This window comes from Planococcus sp. BI3 (genome assembly GCF_056680115.1).
This window is the reverse complement of record NZ_CM155266.1, coordinates 2,560,445-2,576,225: the sequence shown is the minus strand read 5'-3', so window position 1 is coordinate 2,576,225 and position 15,781 is coordinate 2,560,445. Positions and strand designations below refer to the sequence as shown.

Sequence of the window (15,781 nt, the reverse complement as noted above, 5' to 3'; positions counted from 1 at the left end):
AACTTGTTCTTTGAAAACTGGATAAAACGACATTGAAACATATATGCAAGCAATTCATGTACGCGTGGCTTTCGAGCCACAACTTTTTAATTGACCATTGGTTAAGTTAGAAAGGGCGCACGGTGGATGCCTTGGCACTAGGAGCCGAAGAAGGACGGCACTAACACCGATATGCTTCGGGGAGCTGTAAGTGAGCTGTGATCCGGAGATTTCCGAATGGGGGAACCCGCTGCCTTTAATCGGGCAGTATCCATGTGTGAATTGATAGCACATGAGAAGGCAGACCCAGGGAACTGAAACATCTAAGTACCTGGAGGAAGAGAAAGCAAATGCGATTCCCTGAGTAGCGGCGAGCGAAACGGGATCAGCCCAAACCAAGAGGCTTGCCTCTTGGGGTTGTAGGACACTCTATACGGAGTTACAAAAGGAAGGATTAGGCGAAGCGACCTGGAACGGTCCGCCGCAGCGGGTAACAGCCCCGTAGCCGAAAACCCTTCCCCTCCAGAGTGGATCCTGAGTACGGCGGAACACGTGAAATTCCGTCGGAATCCGGGAGGACCATCTCCCAAGGCTAAATACTTCCTAGTGACCGATAGTGAACCAGTACCGTGAGGGAAAGGTGAAAAGCACCCCGGAAGGGGAGTGAAATAGATCCTGAAACCGTGTGCCTACAAGTAGTCAAAGCCCGTTAATGGGTGATGGCGTGCCTTTTGTAGAATGAACCGGCGAGTTACGATTGCATGCAAGGTTAAGCTGAGAAGGCGGAGCCGCAGCGAAAGCGAGTCTGAATAGGGCGCCAGAGTATGCAGTTGTAGACCCGAAACCAGGTGATCTACCCATGTCCAGGGTGAAGGTAAGGTAACACTTACTGGAGGCCCGAACCCACGCACGTTGAAAAGTGCGGGGATGAGGTGTGGGTAGCGGAGAAATTCCAATCGAACCTGGAGATAGCTGGTTCTCTCCGAAATAGCTTTAGGGCTAGCCTCAAGATTGAGAATCCTGGAGGTAGAGCACTGTTTGGACTAGGGGCCCATCCCGGGTTACCGAATTCAGACAAACTCCGAATGCCAGTGATTTATGCTTGGGAGTCAGACTGCGAGTGATAAGATCCGTAGTCAAGAGGGAAACAGCCCAGACCACCAGCTAAGGTCCCCAAATATCCGTTAAGTGGAAAAGGATGTGGCGTTGCTTAGACAACCAGGATGTTGGCTTAGAAGCAGCCATCATTTAAAGAGTGCGTAATAGCTCACTGGTCGAGTGACACTGCGCCGAAAATGTACCGGGGCTAAACGGATTACCGAAGCTGTGGATGGACATCGTAGATGTCCGTGGTAGGAGAGCGTTCTAAGGGCGTTGAAGTCAGACCGCAAGGACTGGTGGAGCGCTTAGAAGTGAGAATGCCGGTATGAGTAACGAAAGACGGGTGAGAATCCCGTCCACCGAATGCCCAAGGTTTCCTGAGGAAGGCTCGTCCGCTCAGGGTTAGTCGGGACCTAAGTCGAGGCCGATAGGCGTAGACGATGGACAACAGGTTGATATTCCTGTACCACCTCCCCGCCGTTTGAGCAATGGGGGGACGCAGAAGGATAAGGAGAGCGTGCCGTTGGTTGTGCACGTCCAAGCAGTGAGGCGTGGAATGAGGCAAATCCCATTCCTGATACGTTGAGCTGTGATGGCGAGAGGCCTAGCCTCGGAGTCCCTGATTTCACACTGCCAAGAAAAGCCTCTAGCGAGGCGGGAGGTGCCCGTACCGCAAACCGACACAGGTAGGCGAGAAGAGAATTCTAAGGTGAGCGAGTGAACTCTCGTTAAGGAACTCGGCAAAATGACCCCGTAACTTCGGGAGAAGGGGTGCTCTGGTAGGGTGTATAGCCCGAGAGAGCCGCAGTGAATAGGCCCAGGCGACTGTTTAGCAAAAACACAGGTCTCTGCAAAACCGTAAGGTGACGTATAGGGGCTGACGCCTGCCCGGTGCTGGAAGGTTAAGGGGAGTGCTTAGCGCAAGCGAAGGTGCGAACTGAAGCCCCAGTAAACGGCGGCCGTAACTATAACGGTCCTAAGGTAGCGAAATTCCTTGTCGGGTAAGTTCCGACCCGCACGAAAGGCGTAACGATCTGGGCACTGTCTCAACGAGAGACTCGGTGAAATTATAGTACCTGTGAAGATGCAGGTTACCCGCGACAGGACGGAAAGACCCCGTGGAGCTTTACTGTAGCCTGATATTGAATTTTGGTGCAACTTGTACAGGATAGGTAGGAGCCTTTGAGCCCGGAGCGCCAGCTTCGGGGGAGGCGTCAGTGGGATACTACCCTGGTTGTATTGAAATTCTAACCCACACCCCTGATCGGGGTGGGAGACAGTGTCAGGCGGGCAGTTTGACTGGGGCGGTCGCCTCCTAAAGAGTAACGGAGGCGCCCAAAGGTTCCCTCAGAATGGTTGGAAATCATTCGCAGAGTGTAAAGGCAGAAGGGAGCTTGACTGCGAGACGTACAGGTCGAGCAGGGTCGAAAGACGGGCTTAGTGATCCGGTGGTTCCGCATGGAAGGGCCATCGCTCAACGGATAAAAGCTACCCCGGGGATAACAGGCTTATCTCCCCCAAGAGTCCACATCGACGGGGAGGTTTGGCACCTCGATGTCGGCTCATCGCATCCTGGGGCTGTAGTCGGTCCCAAGGGTTGGGCTGTTCGCCCATTAAAGCGGTACGCGAGCTGGGTTCAGAACGTCGTGAGACAGTTCGGTCCCTATCCGTCGCGGGCGCAGGAAATTTGAGAGGAGCTGTCCTTAGTACGAGAGGACCGGGATGGACACACCGCTGGTGTACCAGTTGTTCTGCCAAGGGCATCGCTGGGTAGCTATGTGTGGCCGGGATAAGTGCTGAAAGCATCTAAGCACGAAGCCCCCCTCAAGATGAGATTTCCCATTGCGCAAGCAAGTAAGATCCCTCAAAGACGATGAGGTAGATAGGTTCGAGGTGGAAGCGTGGCGACACGTGCAGCTGACGAATACTAATCGATCGAGGACTTAACCAAACAACCGTACAGATTCTTGCATGGAATCAATGTCGTTTATCCAGTTTTGAAGGAACAAGAAAAGTTTTTGAAAAAAAGCTTGAAAAAACCACTTAGCATGGTATAATGAATCTTGTCTTTCAAAACCAAATAGTCCAGTGATGATGGCAAAGAGGCCACACCCGTTCCCATCCCGAACACGGCAGTTAAGCTCTTTTGCGCCGATGGTAGTTGGGGGTCTCCCCCTGTGAGAGTAGGACGTCGCTGGGCAATACATATCGGAGGATTAGCTCAGCTGGGAGAGCATCTGCCTTACAAGCAGAGGGTCGGCGGTTCGATCCCGTCATCCTCCACCATTTTTTCTCTTTCGCCGGAGTAGCTCAACTGGTAGAGCAACTGACTTGTAATCAGTAGGTTGAGGGTTCAAGTCCTTTCTCCGGCACCACTCATGCAAATGAGCCATTAGCTCAGCTGGTAGAGCATCTGACTTTTAATCAGAGGGTCGAAGGTTCGAATCCTTCATGGCTCACCATTTTAATTTCATAATTGCCACGCGGGTGTGGCGGAACTGGCAGACGCACTAGACTTAGGATCTAGCGCCTTCGGGCGTGGGGGTTCGACTCCCTTCACCCGCACCATTTTTGCGGAAGTAGTTCAGTGGTAGAACGCCACCTTGCCAAGGTGGAGGTCGCGAGTTCGAACCTCGTCTTCCGCTCCAATTTTTTTTGCACACTATGCCGACCCTTAGCCGGGGTGGCGGAACTGGCAGACGCACAGGACTTAAAATCCTGCGGTAGGTGACTACCGTACCGGTTCGATTCCGGTCCTCGGCACCATTTATGCAAACCAAATGAATACTTTTTATGCGCCCGTAGCTCAATTGGATAGAGTACTTGACTACGAATCAAGCGGTTAGAGGTTCGAGTCCTCTCGGGCGCACCATATTTTTTACACTCAGCAACTCAAGTTCGGGAAGTAGCTCAGCTTGGTAGAGCACTTGGTTTGGGACCAAGGGGTCGCAGGTTCGAATCCTGTCTTCCCGACCAAACAATGGGGCCTTAGCTCAGCTGGGAGAGCGCCTGCCTTGCACGCAGGAGGTCAGCGGTTCGATCCCGCTAGGCTCCACCATTTTTTAATATTGAACCTTGAAAACTGAACAGCAAAACGTCAACAAACAGCAACGGCCGCGCAAAACGGCCCGCGCAAACCTACTGATCAGCATTCGTGCAGATCACAAGCGAACCGTGCGTCTTCGGACCACGGTACGCCAGCAAGTCAAAGAGCAGTCAAATGTTCTCTATAATGGAGAGTTTGATCCTGGCTCAGGACGAACGCTGGCGGCGTGCCTAATACATGCAAGTCGAGCGGAACCATTGGAGCTTGCTCCATTTGGTTCAGCGGCGGACGGGTGAGTAACACGTGGGCAACCTGCCCTGCAGATCGGGATAACTCCGGGAAACCGGTGCTAATACCGAATAGTTTGCGGCCTCTCCTGAGGCTGCACGGAAAGACGGTTTCGGCTGTCACTGCAGGATGGGCCCGCGGCGCATTAGCTAGTTGGTGGGGTAATGGCCCACCAAGGCGACGATGCGTAGCCGACCTGAGAGGGTGATCGGCCACACTGGGACTGAGACACGGCCCAGACTCCTACGGGAGGCAGCAGTAGGGAATCTTCCGCAATGGACGAAAGTCTGACGGAGCAACGCCGCGTGAGTGACGAAGGTTTTCGGATCGTAAAACTCTGTTGTGAGGGAAGAACACGTGCCAACTAACTACTGGCATTTTGACGGTACCTCACCAGAAAGCCACGGCTAACTACGTGCCAGCAGCCGCGGTAATACGTAGGTGGCAAGCGTTGTCCGGAATTATTGGGCGTAAAGCGCGCGCAGGCGGTCCTTTAAGTCTGATGTGAAAGCCCACGGCTCAACCGTGGAGGGTCATTGGAAACTGGAGGACTTGAGTGCAGAAGAGGAAAGTGGAATTCCATGTGTAGCGGTGAAATGCGTAGAGATGTGGAGGAACACCAGTGGCGAAGGCGACTTTCTGGTCTGTAACTGACGCTGAGGCGCGAAAGCGTGGGGAGCAAACAGGATTAGATACCCTGGTAGTCCACGCCGTAAACGATGAGTGCTAAGTGTTAGGGGGTTTCCGCCCCTTAGTGCTGCAGCTAACGCATTAAGCACTCCGCCTGGGGAGTACGGCCGCAAGGCTGAAACTCAAAGGAATTGACGGGGGCCCGCACAAGCGGTGGAGCATGTGGTTTAATTCGAAGCAACGCGAAGAACCTTACCAGGTCTTGACATCCCGCTGCCCGGTGTAGAGATACGCCTTTCCCTTCGGGGACAGCGGTGACAGGTGGTGCATGGTTGTCGTCAGCTCGTGTCGTGAGATGTTGGGTTAAGTCCCGCAACGAGCGCAACCCTTGATCTTAGTTGCCAGCATTCAGTTGGGCACTCTAAGGTGACTGCCGGTGACAAACCGGAGGAAGGTGGGGATGACGTCAAATCATCATGCCCCTTATGACCTGGGCTACACACGTGCTACAATGGACGGTACAAAGGGCTGCCAACCCGCGAGGGGGAGCCAATCCCAGAAAACCGTTCTCAGTTCGGATTGCAGGCTGCAACTCGCCTGCATGAAGCCGGAATCGCTAGTAATCGTGGATCAGCATGCCACGGTGAATACGTTCCCGGGCCTTGTACACACCGCCCGTCACACCACGAGAGTTTGTAACACCCGAAGTCGGTGAGGTAACCACTTGTGGAGCCAGCCGCCGAAGGTGGGACGGATGATTGGGGTGAAGTCGTAACAAGGTAGCCGTATCGGAAGGTGCGGCTGGATCACCTCCTTTCTAAGGATAAATTCGGAACCGGGTTTCCCGGGGTTGACGTTTTGCGTTCAGTTTTGAAGGTTCACCTTCAGGCGGCAACGCCTTTTTGTGATTCTTTCAACACTTGTTCTTTGAAAACTGGATAAAACGACATTGAAACATATATGCAAGCAATTCATGTACGCGTGGCTTTCGAGCCACAACTTTTTAATTGACCATTGGTTAAGTTAGAAAGGGCGCACGGTGGATGCCTTGGCACTAGGAGCCGAAGAAGGACGGCACTAACACCGATATGCTTCGGGGAGCTGTAAGTGAGCTGTGATCCGGAGATTTCCGAATGGGGGAACCCGCTGCCTTTAATCGGGCAGTATCCATGTGTGAATTGATAGCACATGAGAAGGCAGACCCAGGGAACTGAAACATCTAAGTACCTGGAGGAAGAGAAAGCAAATGCGATTCCCTGAGTAGCGGCGAGCGAAACGGGATCAGCCCAAACCAAGAGGCTTGCCTCTTGGGGTTGTAGGACACTCTATACGGAGTTACAAAAGGAAGGATTAGGCGAAGCGACCTGGAACGGTCCGCCGCAGCGGGTAACAGCCCCGTAGCCGAAAACCCTTCCCCTCCAGAGTGGATCCTGAGTACGGCGGAACACGTGAAATTCCGTCGGAATCCGGGAGGACCATCTCCCAAGGCTAAATACTTCCTAGTGACCGATAGTGAACCAGTACCGTGAGGGAAAGGTGAAAAGCACCCCGGAAGGGGAGTGAAATAGATCCTGAAACCGTGTGCCTACAAGTAGTCAAAGCCCGTTAATGGGTGATGGCGTGCCTTTTGTAGAATGAACCGGCGAGTTACGATTGCATGCAAGGTTAAGCTGAGAAGGCGGAGCCGCAGCGAAAGCGAGTCTGAATAGGGCGCCAGAGTATGCAGTTGTAGACCCGAAACCAGGTGATCTACCCATGTCCAGGGTGAAGGTAAGGTAACACTTACTGGAGGCCCGAACCCACGCACGTTGAAAAGTGCGGGGATGAGGTGTGGGTAGCGGAGAAATTCCAATCGAACCTGGAGATAGCTGGTTCTCTCCGAAATAGCTTTAGGGCTAGCCTCAAGATTGAGAATCCTGGAGGTAGAGCACTGTTTGGACTAGGGGCCCATCCCGGGTTACCGAATTCAGACAAACTCCGAATGCCAGTGATTTATGCTTGGGAGTCAGACTGCGAGTGATAAGATCCGTAGTCAAGAGGGAAACAGCCCAGACCACCAGCTAAGGTCCCCAAATATCCGTTAAGTGGAAAAGGATGTGGCGTTGCTTAGACAACCAGGATGTTGGCTTAGAAGCAGCCATCATTTAAAGAGTGCGTAATAGCTCACTGGTCGAGTGACACTGCGCCGAAAATGTACCGGGGCTAAACGGATTACCGAAGCTGTGGATGGACATCGTAGATGTCCGTGGTAGGAGAGCGTTCTAAGGGCGTTGAAGTCAGACCGCAAGGACTGGTGGAGCGCTTAGAAGTGAGAATGCCGGTATGAGTAACGAAAGACGGGTGAGAATCCCGTCCACCGAATGCCCAAGGTTTCCTGAGGAAGGCTCGTCCGCTCAGGGTTAGTCGGGACCTAAGTCGAGGCCGATAGGCGTAGACGATGGACAACAGGTTGATATTCCTGTACCACCTCCCCGCCGTTTGAGCAATGGGGGGACGCAGAAGGATAAGGAGAGCGTGCCGTTGGTTGTGCACGTCCAAGCAGTGAGGCGTGGAATGAGGCAAATCCCATTCCTGATACGTTGAGCTGTGATGGCGAGAGGCCTAGCCTCGGAGTCCCTGATTTCACACTGCCAAGAAAAGCCTCTAGCGAGGCGGGAGGTGCCCGTACCGCAAACCGACACAGGTAGGCGAGAAGAGAATTCTAAGGTGAGCGAGTGAACTCTCGTTAAGGAACTCGGCAAAATGACCCCGTAACTTCGGGAGAAGGGGTGCTCTGGTAGGGTGTATAGCCCGAGAGAGCCGCAGTGAATAGGCCCAGGCGACTGTTTAGCAAAAACACAGGTCTCTGCAAAACCGTAAGGTGACGTATAGGGGCTGACGCCTGCCCGGTGCTGGAAGGTTAAGGGGAGTGCTTAGCGCAAGCGAAGGTGCGAACTGAAGCCCCAGTAAACGGCGGCCGTAACTATAACGGTCCTAAGGTAGCGAAATTCCTTGTCGGGTAAGTTCCGACCCGCACGAAAGGCGTAACGATCTGGGCACTGTCTCAACGAGAGACTCGGTGAAATTATAGTACCTGTGAAGATGCAGGTTACCCGCGACAGGACGGAAAGACCCCGTGGAGCTTTACTGTAGCCTGATATTGAATTTTGGTGCAACTTGTACAGGATAGGTAGGAGCCTTTGAGCCCGGAGCGCCAGCTTCGGGGGAGGCGTCAGTGGGATACTACCCTGGTTGTATTGAAATTCTAACCCACACCCCTGATCGGGGTGGGAGACAGTGTCAGGCGGGCAGTTTGACTGGGGCGGTCGCCTCCTAAAGAGTAACGGAGGCGCCCAAAGGTTCCCTCAGAATGGTTGGAAATCATTCGCAGAGTGTAAAGGCAGAAGGGAGCTTGACTGCGAGACGTACAGGTCGAGCAGGGTCGAAAGACGGGCTTAGTGATCCGGTGGTTCCGCATGGAAGGGCCATCGCTCAACGGATAAAAGCTACCCCGGGGATAACAGGCTTATCTCCCCCAAGAGTCCACATCGACGGGGAGGTTTGGCACCTCGATGTCGGCTCATCGCATCCTGGGGCTGTAGTCGGTCCCAAGGGTTGGGCTGTTCGCCCATTAAAGCGGTACGCGAGCTGGGTTCAGAACGTCGTGAGACAGTTCGGTCCCTATCCGTCGCGGGCGCAGGAAATTTGAGAGGAGCTGTCCTTAGTACGAGAGGACCGGGATGGACACACCGCTGGTGTACCAGTTGTTCTGCCAAGGGCATCGCTGGGTAGCTATGTGTGGCCGGGATAAGTGCTGAAAGCATCTAAGCACGAAGCCCCCCTCAAGATGAGATTTCCCATTGCGCAAGCAAGTAAGATCCCTCAAAGACGATGAGGTAGATAGGTTCGAGGTGGAAGCGTGGCGACACGTGCAGCTGACGAATACTAATCGATCGAGGACTTAACCAAACAACCGTACGGATTCTTGCATGGAATCAATGTCGTGTATCCAGTTTTGAGCGAACAAGCTCAAGCAAATAGTCCAGTGATGATGGCAAAGAGGCCACACCCGTTCCCATCCCGAACACGGCAGTTAAGCTCTTTTGCGCCGATGGTAGTTGGGGGTCTCCCCCTGTGAGAGTAGGACGTCGCTGGTCTATATGAAAGAAAGTCGTTACCGATTCCGGTAACGGCTTTTTTGTTTAGGAAAAAAGAAAAATAAAAGAATGAAACTTTGAGTGGGAATAAGGATTGAATATGTATTGGAATGGGAAAACAAGAGTGAGGTGAGTAATTATGAAACCAGGTGTATACAAAGTAGAAGCTATTGATAAAAGAACGGTATTATTGAAGGCGGTTAAAGAAAATGAGGAACAGTATACCTTTCCTTTAGTGGATTTCACTCATAATGTCTCAGTGGGGGATGTAGTGGAAATTTGGCAAGAGGGGATTAAGTGGAAGACTAAATATTTAGAAGAAAAAACTGGGTCAGTATCTAGTCATGCTAAAGATTTTGTGAAAAAAATACTAGATCAAGAGTAAGGTTTAAAAGTCTTTTAGCATTCTAGCTTTAAGACTTTTTTAATTGATTAAAACCTTCGATACATACTATTTGATATCTATAAAAAGCTTGGTGTATAATTAAGTCAAATATAGTCAAAGTCAACTTTGGCTATATTATGTATCGAAGAGGTGAAGGCGATGCGGAATATTTCGGATGTAATTGAAGGTTATTTGAAGCAAGTTATCGAATTAAGCGAGAGAGATCATATTGAAATTAAACGGAGTGAAGTAGCTGAAAAATTTCAATGCGTACCATCTCAAATAAACTATGTCATTAATACTCGTTTTACTGTTGATCGTGGGTACTTGGTAGAAAGTAAACGCGGGGGCGGCGGGTATATTCGCATTAAAAGAATTAGACTTCATCAAAAATCAGATGTGATTGCAGAAGTAATTCAACGTTTGGAGCACGGTGCTACGCAAGTAATGGCAGAGGATATCGTTTTCAGACTGTTGGATGAAGACATTATTTCGAAGCGAGAAGCAAAACTGATTCTCAGTGCTGTTGATCGCGCGACACTGCTTTTGCCTCTTCCGACACGCGATGAAGTCCGAGCACGCATCCTTATAGCGATGCTCTTCACAATTAAATATCAATCGAACACATAAAGGGGTGAAAAGATGATTTGCGATCAGTGCGGAGAACGTTCTGCATCAGTAATAGTTAAACAACAGCAACAAGGACAGATAATAGAGCTTCATTTATGTCATATCTGCGCTGCTGAAAACCATAGTATTAATATTGCTTTTGAACAAGATCCATTAGCTATTCATCAGTTATTATCAAATTGGTTCCCTAGTTCGCAGGCATCCATTAACCCAGTTAGAAAGGAAATGGCGACTTGTGCCTCATGTGGTTTTACTTTCGCTAAATTTTTACAGCTTGGAAAGTTTGGCTGCGCTACTTGCTACGATACGTTTTCGCCACAACTCAATGAAATATTTAAACGTTTCCATAACGGGAATACAGAACACACTGGCAAAATACCAGCTTCCTACGGCACTACCTTAAAAATAAAAAAAGAAATTGAAGAACTTCGAAAGCAAATGCATGTATCAATTCAAGGGGAACACTTTGAAGAAGCAGCAAGATTAAGAGATGAAGTAAAAGTTTTAAGTACCAAGCTTGAGGGGGGTGCCGCAGATGGCAGTTGAACGGTTTCTCCAACCTCGAGCAAGCAGCTGGATGGCCAATGGTGGCGAAAATGTTGATATTGCAATGAGTACAAGAATTCGATTAGCTAGAAATTTGAATGATTTTAAATTCCCTTATTCTTTTACGGAAGATGAAGCGCTCAAAGTGGATAAAGAAATCTCTTCTGTATTGATAGATAAAGGCAGTGAGTTAGACTATACTTTCAGTCATATTAGTATTGAAGAACTTGCTCAGCTGCAAAAGGAAGTATTAGTGGAAAAGCATTTAATCAGTCCTTATCTTGCTAATAGCCACCATTCCGGTTCTGTTTTATTGTCTGAAGATGAAGAGCTGAGTATTATGGTAAATGAAGAGGATCATTTAAGAATTCAAAGTCTGCAGTCAGGATTCCGTCTTCAAAAAGCCTATAAAATAGCCAATGAGTTAGATTCGTTATTAGAAAAGAATTTGTCGTATGCTTTTCATGAAAAATACGGTTACTTAACCAGCTGCCCAACAAATGTAGGTACAGGAATGAGAGCATCGGTTATGCTTCATTTGCCGGCTTTGACTATCTCGCATCAAATTCAACGGATTATTCCTGCGATTTCAAGACTTGGTATGGTGGTTCGCGGAATTTATGGGGAAGGCAGCGAGGCATTGGGAAATGTATATCAAATTTCCAATCAATTGACGCTAGGTAAATCCGAATATGAAATTCTTCAGGATTTAGAGAATATGACAGAACAGATAATCCAACAAGAACGCAAGGCGCGGGAAGCAATTTTTTTGAATTCGCCGCTGCTGTTGGAAGATCGTGTCTATCGTTCGCTTGGTATTCTTACCCATTCGAGACTGCTGACGACGGAAGAAGCTGCCACTTGTTTGTCAGATGTTCGATTGGGTATTGATTTAAAAATGATCCAGGATGTAGACATGTCGATTTTGAATGAATTGATGATTTTTATGCAGCCGGCATTTCTGCAACAATATGCTGATAAGCCGCTGCAGCCGAAAGAACGCGATTTTGCCCGGGCAAAATTGTTCCGGGAGCGATTGAATAAAGAAGGTATAAATAGTGAAGGAGAGGATCTTGCATGATGTTTAATCGATTTACACAACGCGCACAAAAAGTTCTTCAGTTAGCTCAAGAAGAGGCCATTCGTATGAAACATGAATCAATCGGTACAGAGCATATTCTTCTTGGTTTAATTCGCGAAGGTGGCGGTATTGCCGCTAAAGCTCTTGAAGCGATTGAAGTGAATACACAATTGATAGAGGAAGGCGTTAAAGAACTTGTTGGCGTCGGTGAAAAAGATGTTGGTCCGATCGTCCATTACACACCAAGAGCGAAAAAAGTTATTGAATTGTCAGTTGATGAGTCCCGTAAATTGGGCCATTCTTATATTGGTACAGAGCATTTGTTGCTGGCATTGATTCGTGAAGGTGAAGGCGTTGCAGCACGTGTGTTAGGAAATGCCGGTGTCAGCTTGAATAAAGCGCGCCAGCAAGTATTGCAGCTCTTGGGCAACAATGAGCAGGCATCTACAGGTACAAGCCCGAATGCTTCGGCAAATACGCCGACATTGGATGGTTTGGCACGTGATTTGACTCAGGTAGCACGTGAAGGCGGCTTGGATCCGGTCATTGGCCGTAGTGATGAAATTACGCGTGTGATTGAAGTATTGAGCCGCAGAACTAAAAACAACCCTGTTTTAATCGGGGAACCGGGTGTCGGTAAAACCGCGATTGCTGAAGGTTTGGCACAACAAATCGTCAACAATGAAATTCCGGAAACTTTGCGCGACAAACGCGTTATGGTTCTCGATATGGGTACAGTGGTTGCCGGAACGAAATACCGCGGTGAATTCGAAGATCGCCTGAAAAAAGTGATGGATGAAATTCGCCAGGCAGGCAATGTTATCCTCTTCATCGATGAGCTTCATACGTTAATTGGAGCAGGTGGAGCAGAAGGGGCGATTGATGCGTCCAATATCCTGAAACCTTCATTATCCCGCGGTGAACTTCAATGTATCGGTGCTACGACTTTGGATGAGTACCGCAAGTATATTGAAAAAGACGCGGCTCTTGAACGCCGTTTCCAGCCAATCCAAGTGGATGAGCCTACAGTAGACGAGTCGATTCAAATTATCCGCGGACTGCGCGATCGCTATGAAGCGCATCACCGTGTGAAAATTACGGATGAAGCGATTGAAGCAGCAGCTAAAATGTCAGACCGCTACATTTCGGATCGTTTCTTGCCCGATAAAGCGATTGACTTGATTGATGAAGCAGGATCTAAAGTAAGACTTCGCTCTTACACGACTCCACCGGATTTGAAAGAGTTGGAAGCGCGTTTGGAAGCTGCGCGTTCTGAGAAAAACGAAGCAGTGCAAAGCCAGGAATTTGAAAAAGCGGCTTCTCTTCGGGATGCTGAACAAAAGCTGCAGAACCAATTAGATAAAACAAAGAAAGAATGGAAAGAAAAGCAAGGAAAAGAAGAGTCTGAAGTGACCGTGGAAGATATCGCGAAAGTAGTTTCTATGTGGACCGGTATTCCGGTTTCGAAACTGGCACAAACAGAATCCGATAAATTGTTGAACTTGGAATCAATTCTTCATAACCGTGTTATCGGCCAAAATGAGGCTGTCACATCGATTTCAAAAGCCATTCGCCGTGCGCGTGCCGGGTTGAAAGATCCAAAACGCCCAATCGGATCGTTCATCTTCCTTGGACCCACTGGTGTTGGTAAAACGGAATTGGCGCGTGCGCTGGCTGAATCCATGTTTGGTGATGAAGAAGCGATGATCCGCATTGATATGTCCGAATACATGGAAAGACATTCGACTTCACGTTTGGTCGGTTCACCTCCAGGATATGTGGGCTACGAAGAAGGCGGACAGTTGACAGAGAAAGTTCGCAGAAAACCATACTCAGTCGTGCTGCTTGACGAAATTGAAAAAGCTCACCCTGACGTATTCAATATTCTGCTGCAGGTTCTTGAAGATGGCCGTTTGACGGATTCTAAGGGCCGCAGAGTCGATTTCCGCAACACAGTTATCATCATGACTTCAAACGTTGGTGCGGAAGAATTGAAATACAATAAGTATGTTGGTTTCAATTTAGATGATGCGAAAACGGATTACAAAGACATGAAAGGCAAGATGCTTGCTGAGTTGAAAAAAGCATTCCGCCCAGAATTCTTAAACCGTGTCGATGATATGATCGTCTTCCATTCTCTTGAAAAAGAGAATTTAAGAGAGATTGTGAACTTGATGACCAAACAATTGGTTGATCGCCTGAAAGAGCAGGATATCGATTTGGAATTGACTGAGGCAGCACTTGAAAAAGTGGCTAAAGAAGGATATGACCCAGAATACGGGGCACGACCACTTCGCCGTTCTCTTCAAAAACACGTGGAAGACCGTTTGTCAGAAGAGCTGTTAAAAGGTACAGCATTATCAGGCCAACGTATTATCTTCGATGTAGAAGATGATGACTTCATCGTTCGCACAAAAGAAACAGAAGAAGCGAAAGAAGCGGTAGTGGAAAAAAAATAAGAACATTCCGCTCGCCGGAGTTGCTCTCCGGCGAGCGGTTTTTCTATTTAAGGAGAGGTACACTTGGCTAAAAAAAAGACAAAGTTCATTTGTCAGTCGTGTGGTTATGAATCCGCCAGGTGGATGGGGAAATGCCCAGGCTGTGCAGCATGGAATACGATGACTGAAGAAGTTGAAGTTGCTGCTCCTAAAGGGACGCGCGGCGCTTTTCAGCACAGTGCATCGGTTCCCCAAAAAGCGATACCAATCAATGCGATTGAAACACAGGACGAACCACGTGTGGAAACAGAGCTAAGCGAATTGAACCGTGTACTTGGCGGTGGCATTGTTCCAGGATCACTGATCCTGATTGGGGGAGACCCAGGCATCGGGAAATCGACGTTGCTCCTGCAGGTTTCGGCTATGCTTGCTAATAGCGGCAGCCGGGTATTATATATTTCCGGGGAAGAATCCATTCGTCAAACCAAATTACGGGCAGAGCGTTTGGATGCTTCATCTTCAGAGCTGTTCATCTATGCGGAAACGAATCTTGAATTGATTCATCATACGATTGAAGATGTAGCACCTGATTTTGTAATTATCGATTCGATTCAGACAGTTCATCATCCTGAAGTGACTTCTGCACCCGGGAGTGTAACACAGGTAAGAGAAAGTACCGCAGAATTAATGCGAATTGCAAAAACGAAAAATATTGCCATCTTTCTCGTAGGCCATGTAACGAAAGAAGGGCAGATTGCAGGGCCGCGTATTTTGGAGCATATGGTGGATACTGTGCTGTATTTTGAAGGCGAACGCCATCACACGTACCGGATTTTACGCAGCGTTAAAAACCGCTTCGGCTCAACCAATGAAATTGCGATTTTTGAAATGCTTCAAGGCGGACTGAAAGAAGTGTTGAATCCGTCCGAATTGTTTCTGCAGGAACGGTCGAGTGGTTCAGCGGGCTCGACTGTTGTAGCATCCATGGAAGGGACGCGCCCCATCCTGGTTGAAATCCAGGCCTTGGTGACGCCATCAAGTTTCAACTATCCCAAGCGCATGGCAACAGGCATCGATGTCAACCGGGTGTCGCTGCTGATGGCAGTGCTGGAAAAACGGGTGGGCATGCTGCTGCAGGCGCAGGACGCTTACATTAAAGTGGCAGGCGGCGTCAAACTTGATGAGCCAGCTATCGATTTGGCGGTGCTTGCAAGCATTGTCTCCAGTTTCCGGGACAAGGCTCCGAATGTCTATGACTGCATCATCGGAGAAGTTGGATTGACCGGTGAAGTAAGGCGCGTCTCCCGGATTGAGCAGCGTGTGCAAGAAGCAGCCAAGCTTGGATTTAAGCGGGCAATTGTTCCAGCATCAAATTTAGGCGGCTGGGATTATCCTGAAGGGATTCGCGTAGTCGGTGTAGAAAGTGTTAATGACGCATTAAAAGAAATTTTTCCACAGTGAGGAGGCAGTTATGCCTCCTTTTATTTCTAAACAAAGGTCATTACAGCGTTTCAGTTTTAA

The 15,781-nt window shown here is 49.2% G+C and carries 6 protein-coding genes, 9 tRNA genes and 5 rRNA genes; all 20 read left to right on the top strand.

Translation table 11 applies throughout. The annotated features are described in order from the left end of the window. Positions 1–99 precede the first annotated feature (99 nt). A 23S ribosomal RNA gene (locus tag AC1MEO_RS13040) occupies positions 100–3,031 on the top strand. 133 nt (positions 3,032–3,164) lie between these two features. Further along, positions 3,165–3,280, top strand: a 5S ribosomal RNA gene (rrf, locus tag AC1MEO_RS13035). Positions 3,281–3,290: 10 nt separating this feature from the next. After that, positions 3,291–3,366: transfer RNA gene (locus tag AC1MEO_RS13030), tRNA-Val, on the top strand. Between the two features lie 13 nt (positions 3,367–3,379). Next, positions 3,380–3,455 (top strand) — tRNA-Thr (locus AC1MEO_RS13025). Between the two features lie 11 nt (positions 3,456–3,466). Next, positions 3,467–3,542 (top strand) — tRNA-Lys (locus tag AC1MEO_RS13020). Positions 3,543–3,563: 21 nt separating this feature from the next. Next, positions 3,564–3,648: transfer RNA gene (locus AC1MEO_RS13015), tRNA-Leu, on the top strand. Positions 3,649–3,653: 5 nt separating this feature from the next. After that, a tRNA-Gly gene (locus AC1MEO_RS13010) sits at positions 3,654–3,728 on the top strand. A gap of 29 nt (positions 3,729–3,757) precedes the next feature. Continuing rightward, positions 3,758–3,846 (top strand) — tRNA-Leu (locus AC1MEO_RS13005). A gap of 29 nt (positions 3,847–3,875) precedes the next feature. Next, a tRNA-Arg gene (locus tag AC1MEO_RS13000) sits at positions 3,876–3,952 on the top strand. Positions 3,953–3,979: 27 nt separating this feature from the next. After that, a tRNA-Pro gene (locus AC1MEO_RS12995) sits at positions 3,980–4,056 on the top strand. Between the two features lie 6 nt (positions 4,057–4,062). Beyond that, positions 4,063–4,138: transfer RNA gene (locus AC1MEO_RS12990), tRNA-Ala, on the top strand. Between the two features lie 171 nt (positions 4,139–4,309). Continuing rightward, positions 4,310–5,861 (top strand): 16S ribosomal RNA (locus AC1MEO_RS12985). A gap of 199 nt (positions 5,862–6,060) precedes the next feature. Beyond that, a 23S ribosomal RNA gene (locus AC1MEO_RS12980) occupies positions 6,061–8,992 on the top strand. Positions 8,993–9,064: 72 nt separating this feature from the next. After that, positions 9,065–9,180: ribosomal RNA gene (gene rrf / locus AC1MEO_RS12975) — 5S ribosomal RNA — on the top strand. The 16S, 23S and 5S rRNA genes sit together here with 9 tRNA genes alongside, the layout of an rRNA operon. 139 nt (positions 9,181–9,319) lie before the next feature. Then, entirely contained in the window at positions 9,320–9,565 is a 246-nt protein-coding gene (locus AC1MEO_RS12970) for a hypothetical protein (RefSeq protein WP_480331047.1), read from the top strand. A gap of 159 nt (positions 9,566–9,724) precedes the next feature. Continuing rightward, positions 9,725–10,195, top strand: a complete 471-nt coding sequence (locus AC1MEO_RS12965; protein WP_480331045.1) for a CtsR family transcriptional regulator — start codon at positions 9,725–9,727, stop codon at positions 10,193–10,195. A 12-nt stretch (positions 10,196–10,207) separates the two neighbouring features. Continuing rightward, on the top strand, positions 10,208–10,741 hold the full coding sequence (locus AC1MEO_RS12960; protein ID WP_480331043.1) for a UvrB/UvrC motif-containing protein: 534 nt from the start codon (positions 10,208–10,210) through the stop codon (positions 10,739–10,741). Beyond that, on the top strand, positions 10,731–11,822 hold the full coding sequence (gene mcsB, locus AC1MEO_RS12955; protein ID WP_480331041.1) for a protein-arginine kinase McsB: 1,092 nt from the start codon (positions 10,731–10,733) through the stop codon (positions 11,820–11,822). Before AC1MEO_RS12960 ends, mcsB begins: the two co-directional genes overlap by 11 nt. Then, entirely contained in the window at positions 11,819–14,281 is a 2,463-nt protein-coding gene (locus AC1MEO_RS12950) for an ATP-dependent Clp protease ATP-binding subunit (RefSeq protein WP_480331038.1), read from the top strand. Before mcsB ends, AC1MEO_RS12950 begins: the two co-directional genes overlap by 4 nt. Positions 14,282–14,344: 63 nt before the next feature. Continuing rightward, complete coding sequence (radA, locus tag AC1MEO_RS12945) at positions 14,345–15,721, top strand: DNA repair protein RadA (RefSeq protein WP_480331036.1); 1,377 nt, start codon at positions 14,345–14,347, stop codon at positions 15,719–15,721. Positions 15,722–15,781: the final 60 nt, after the last annotated feature.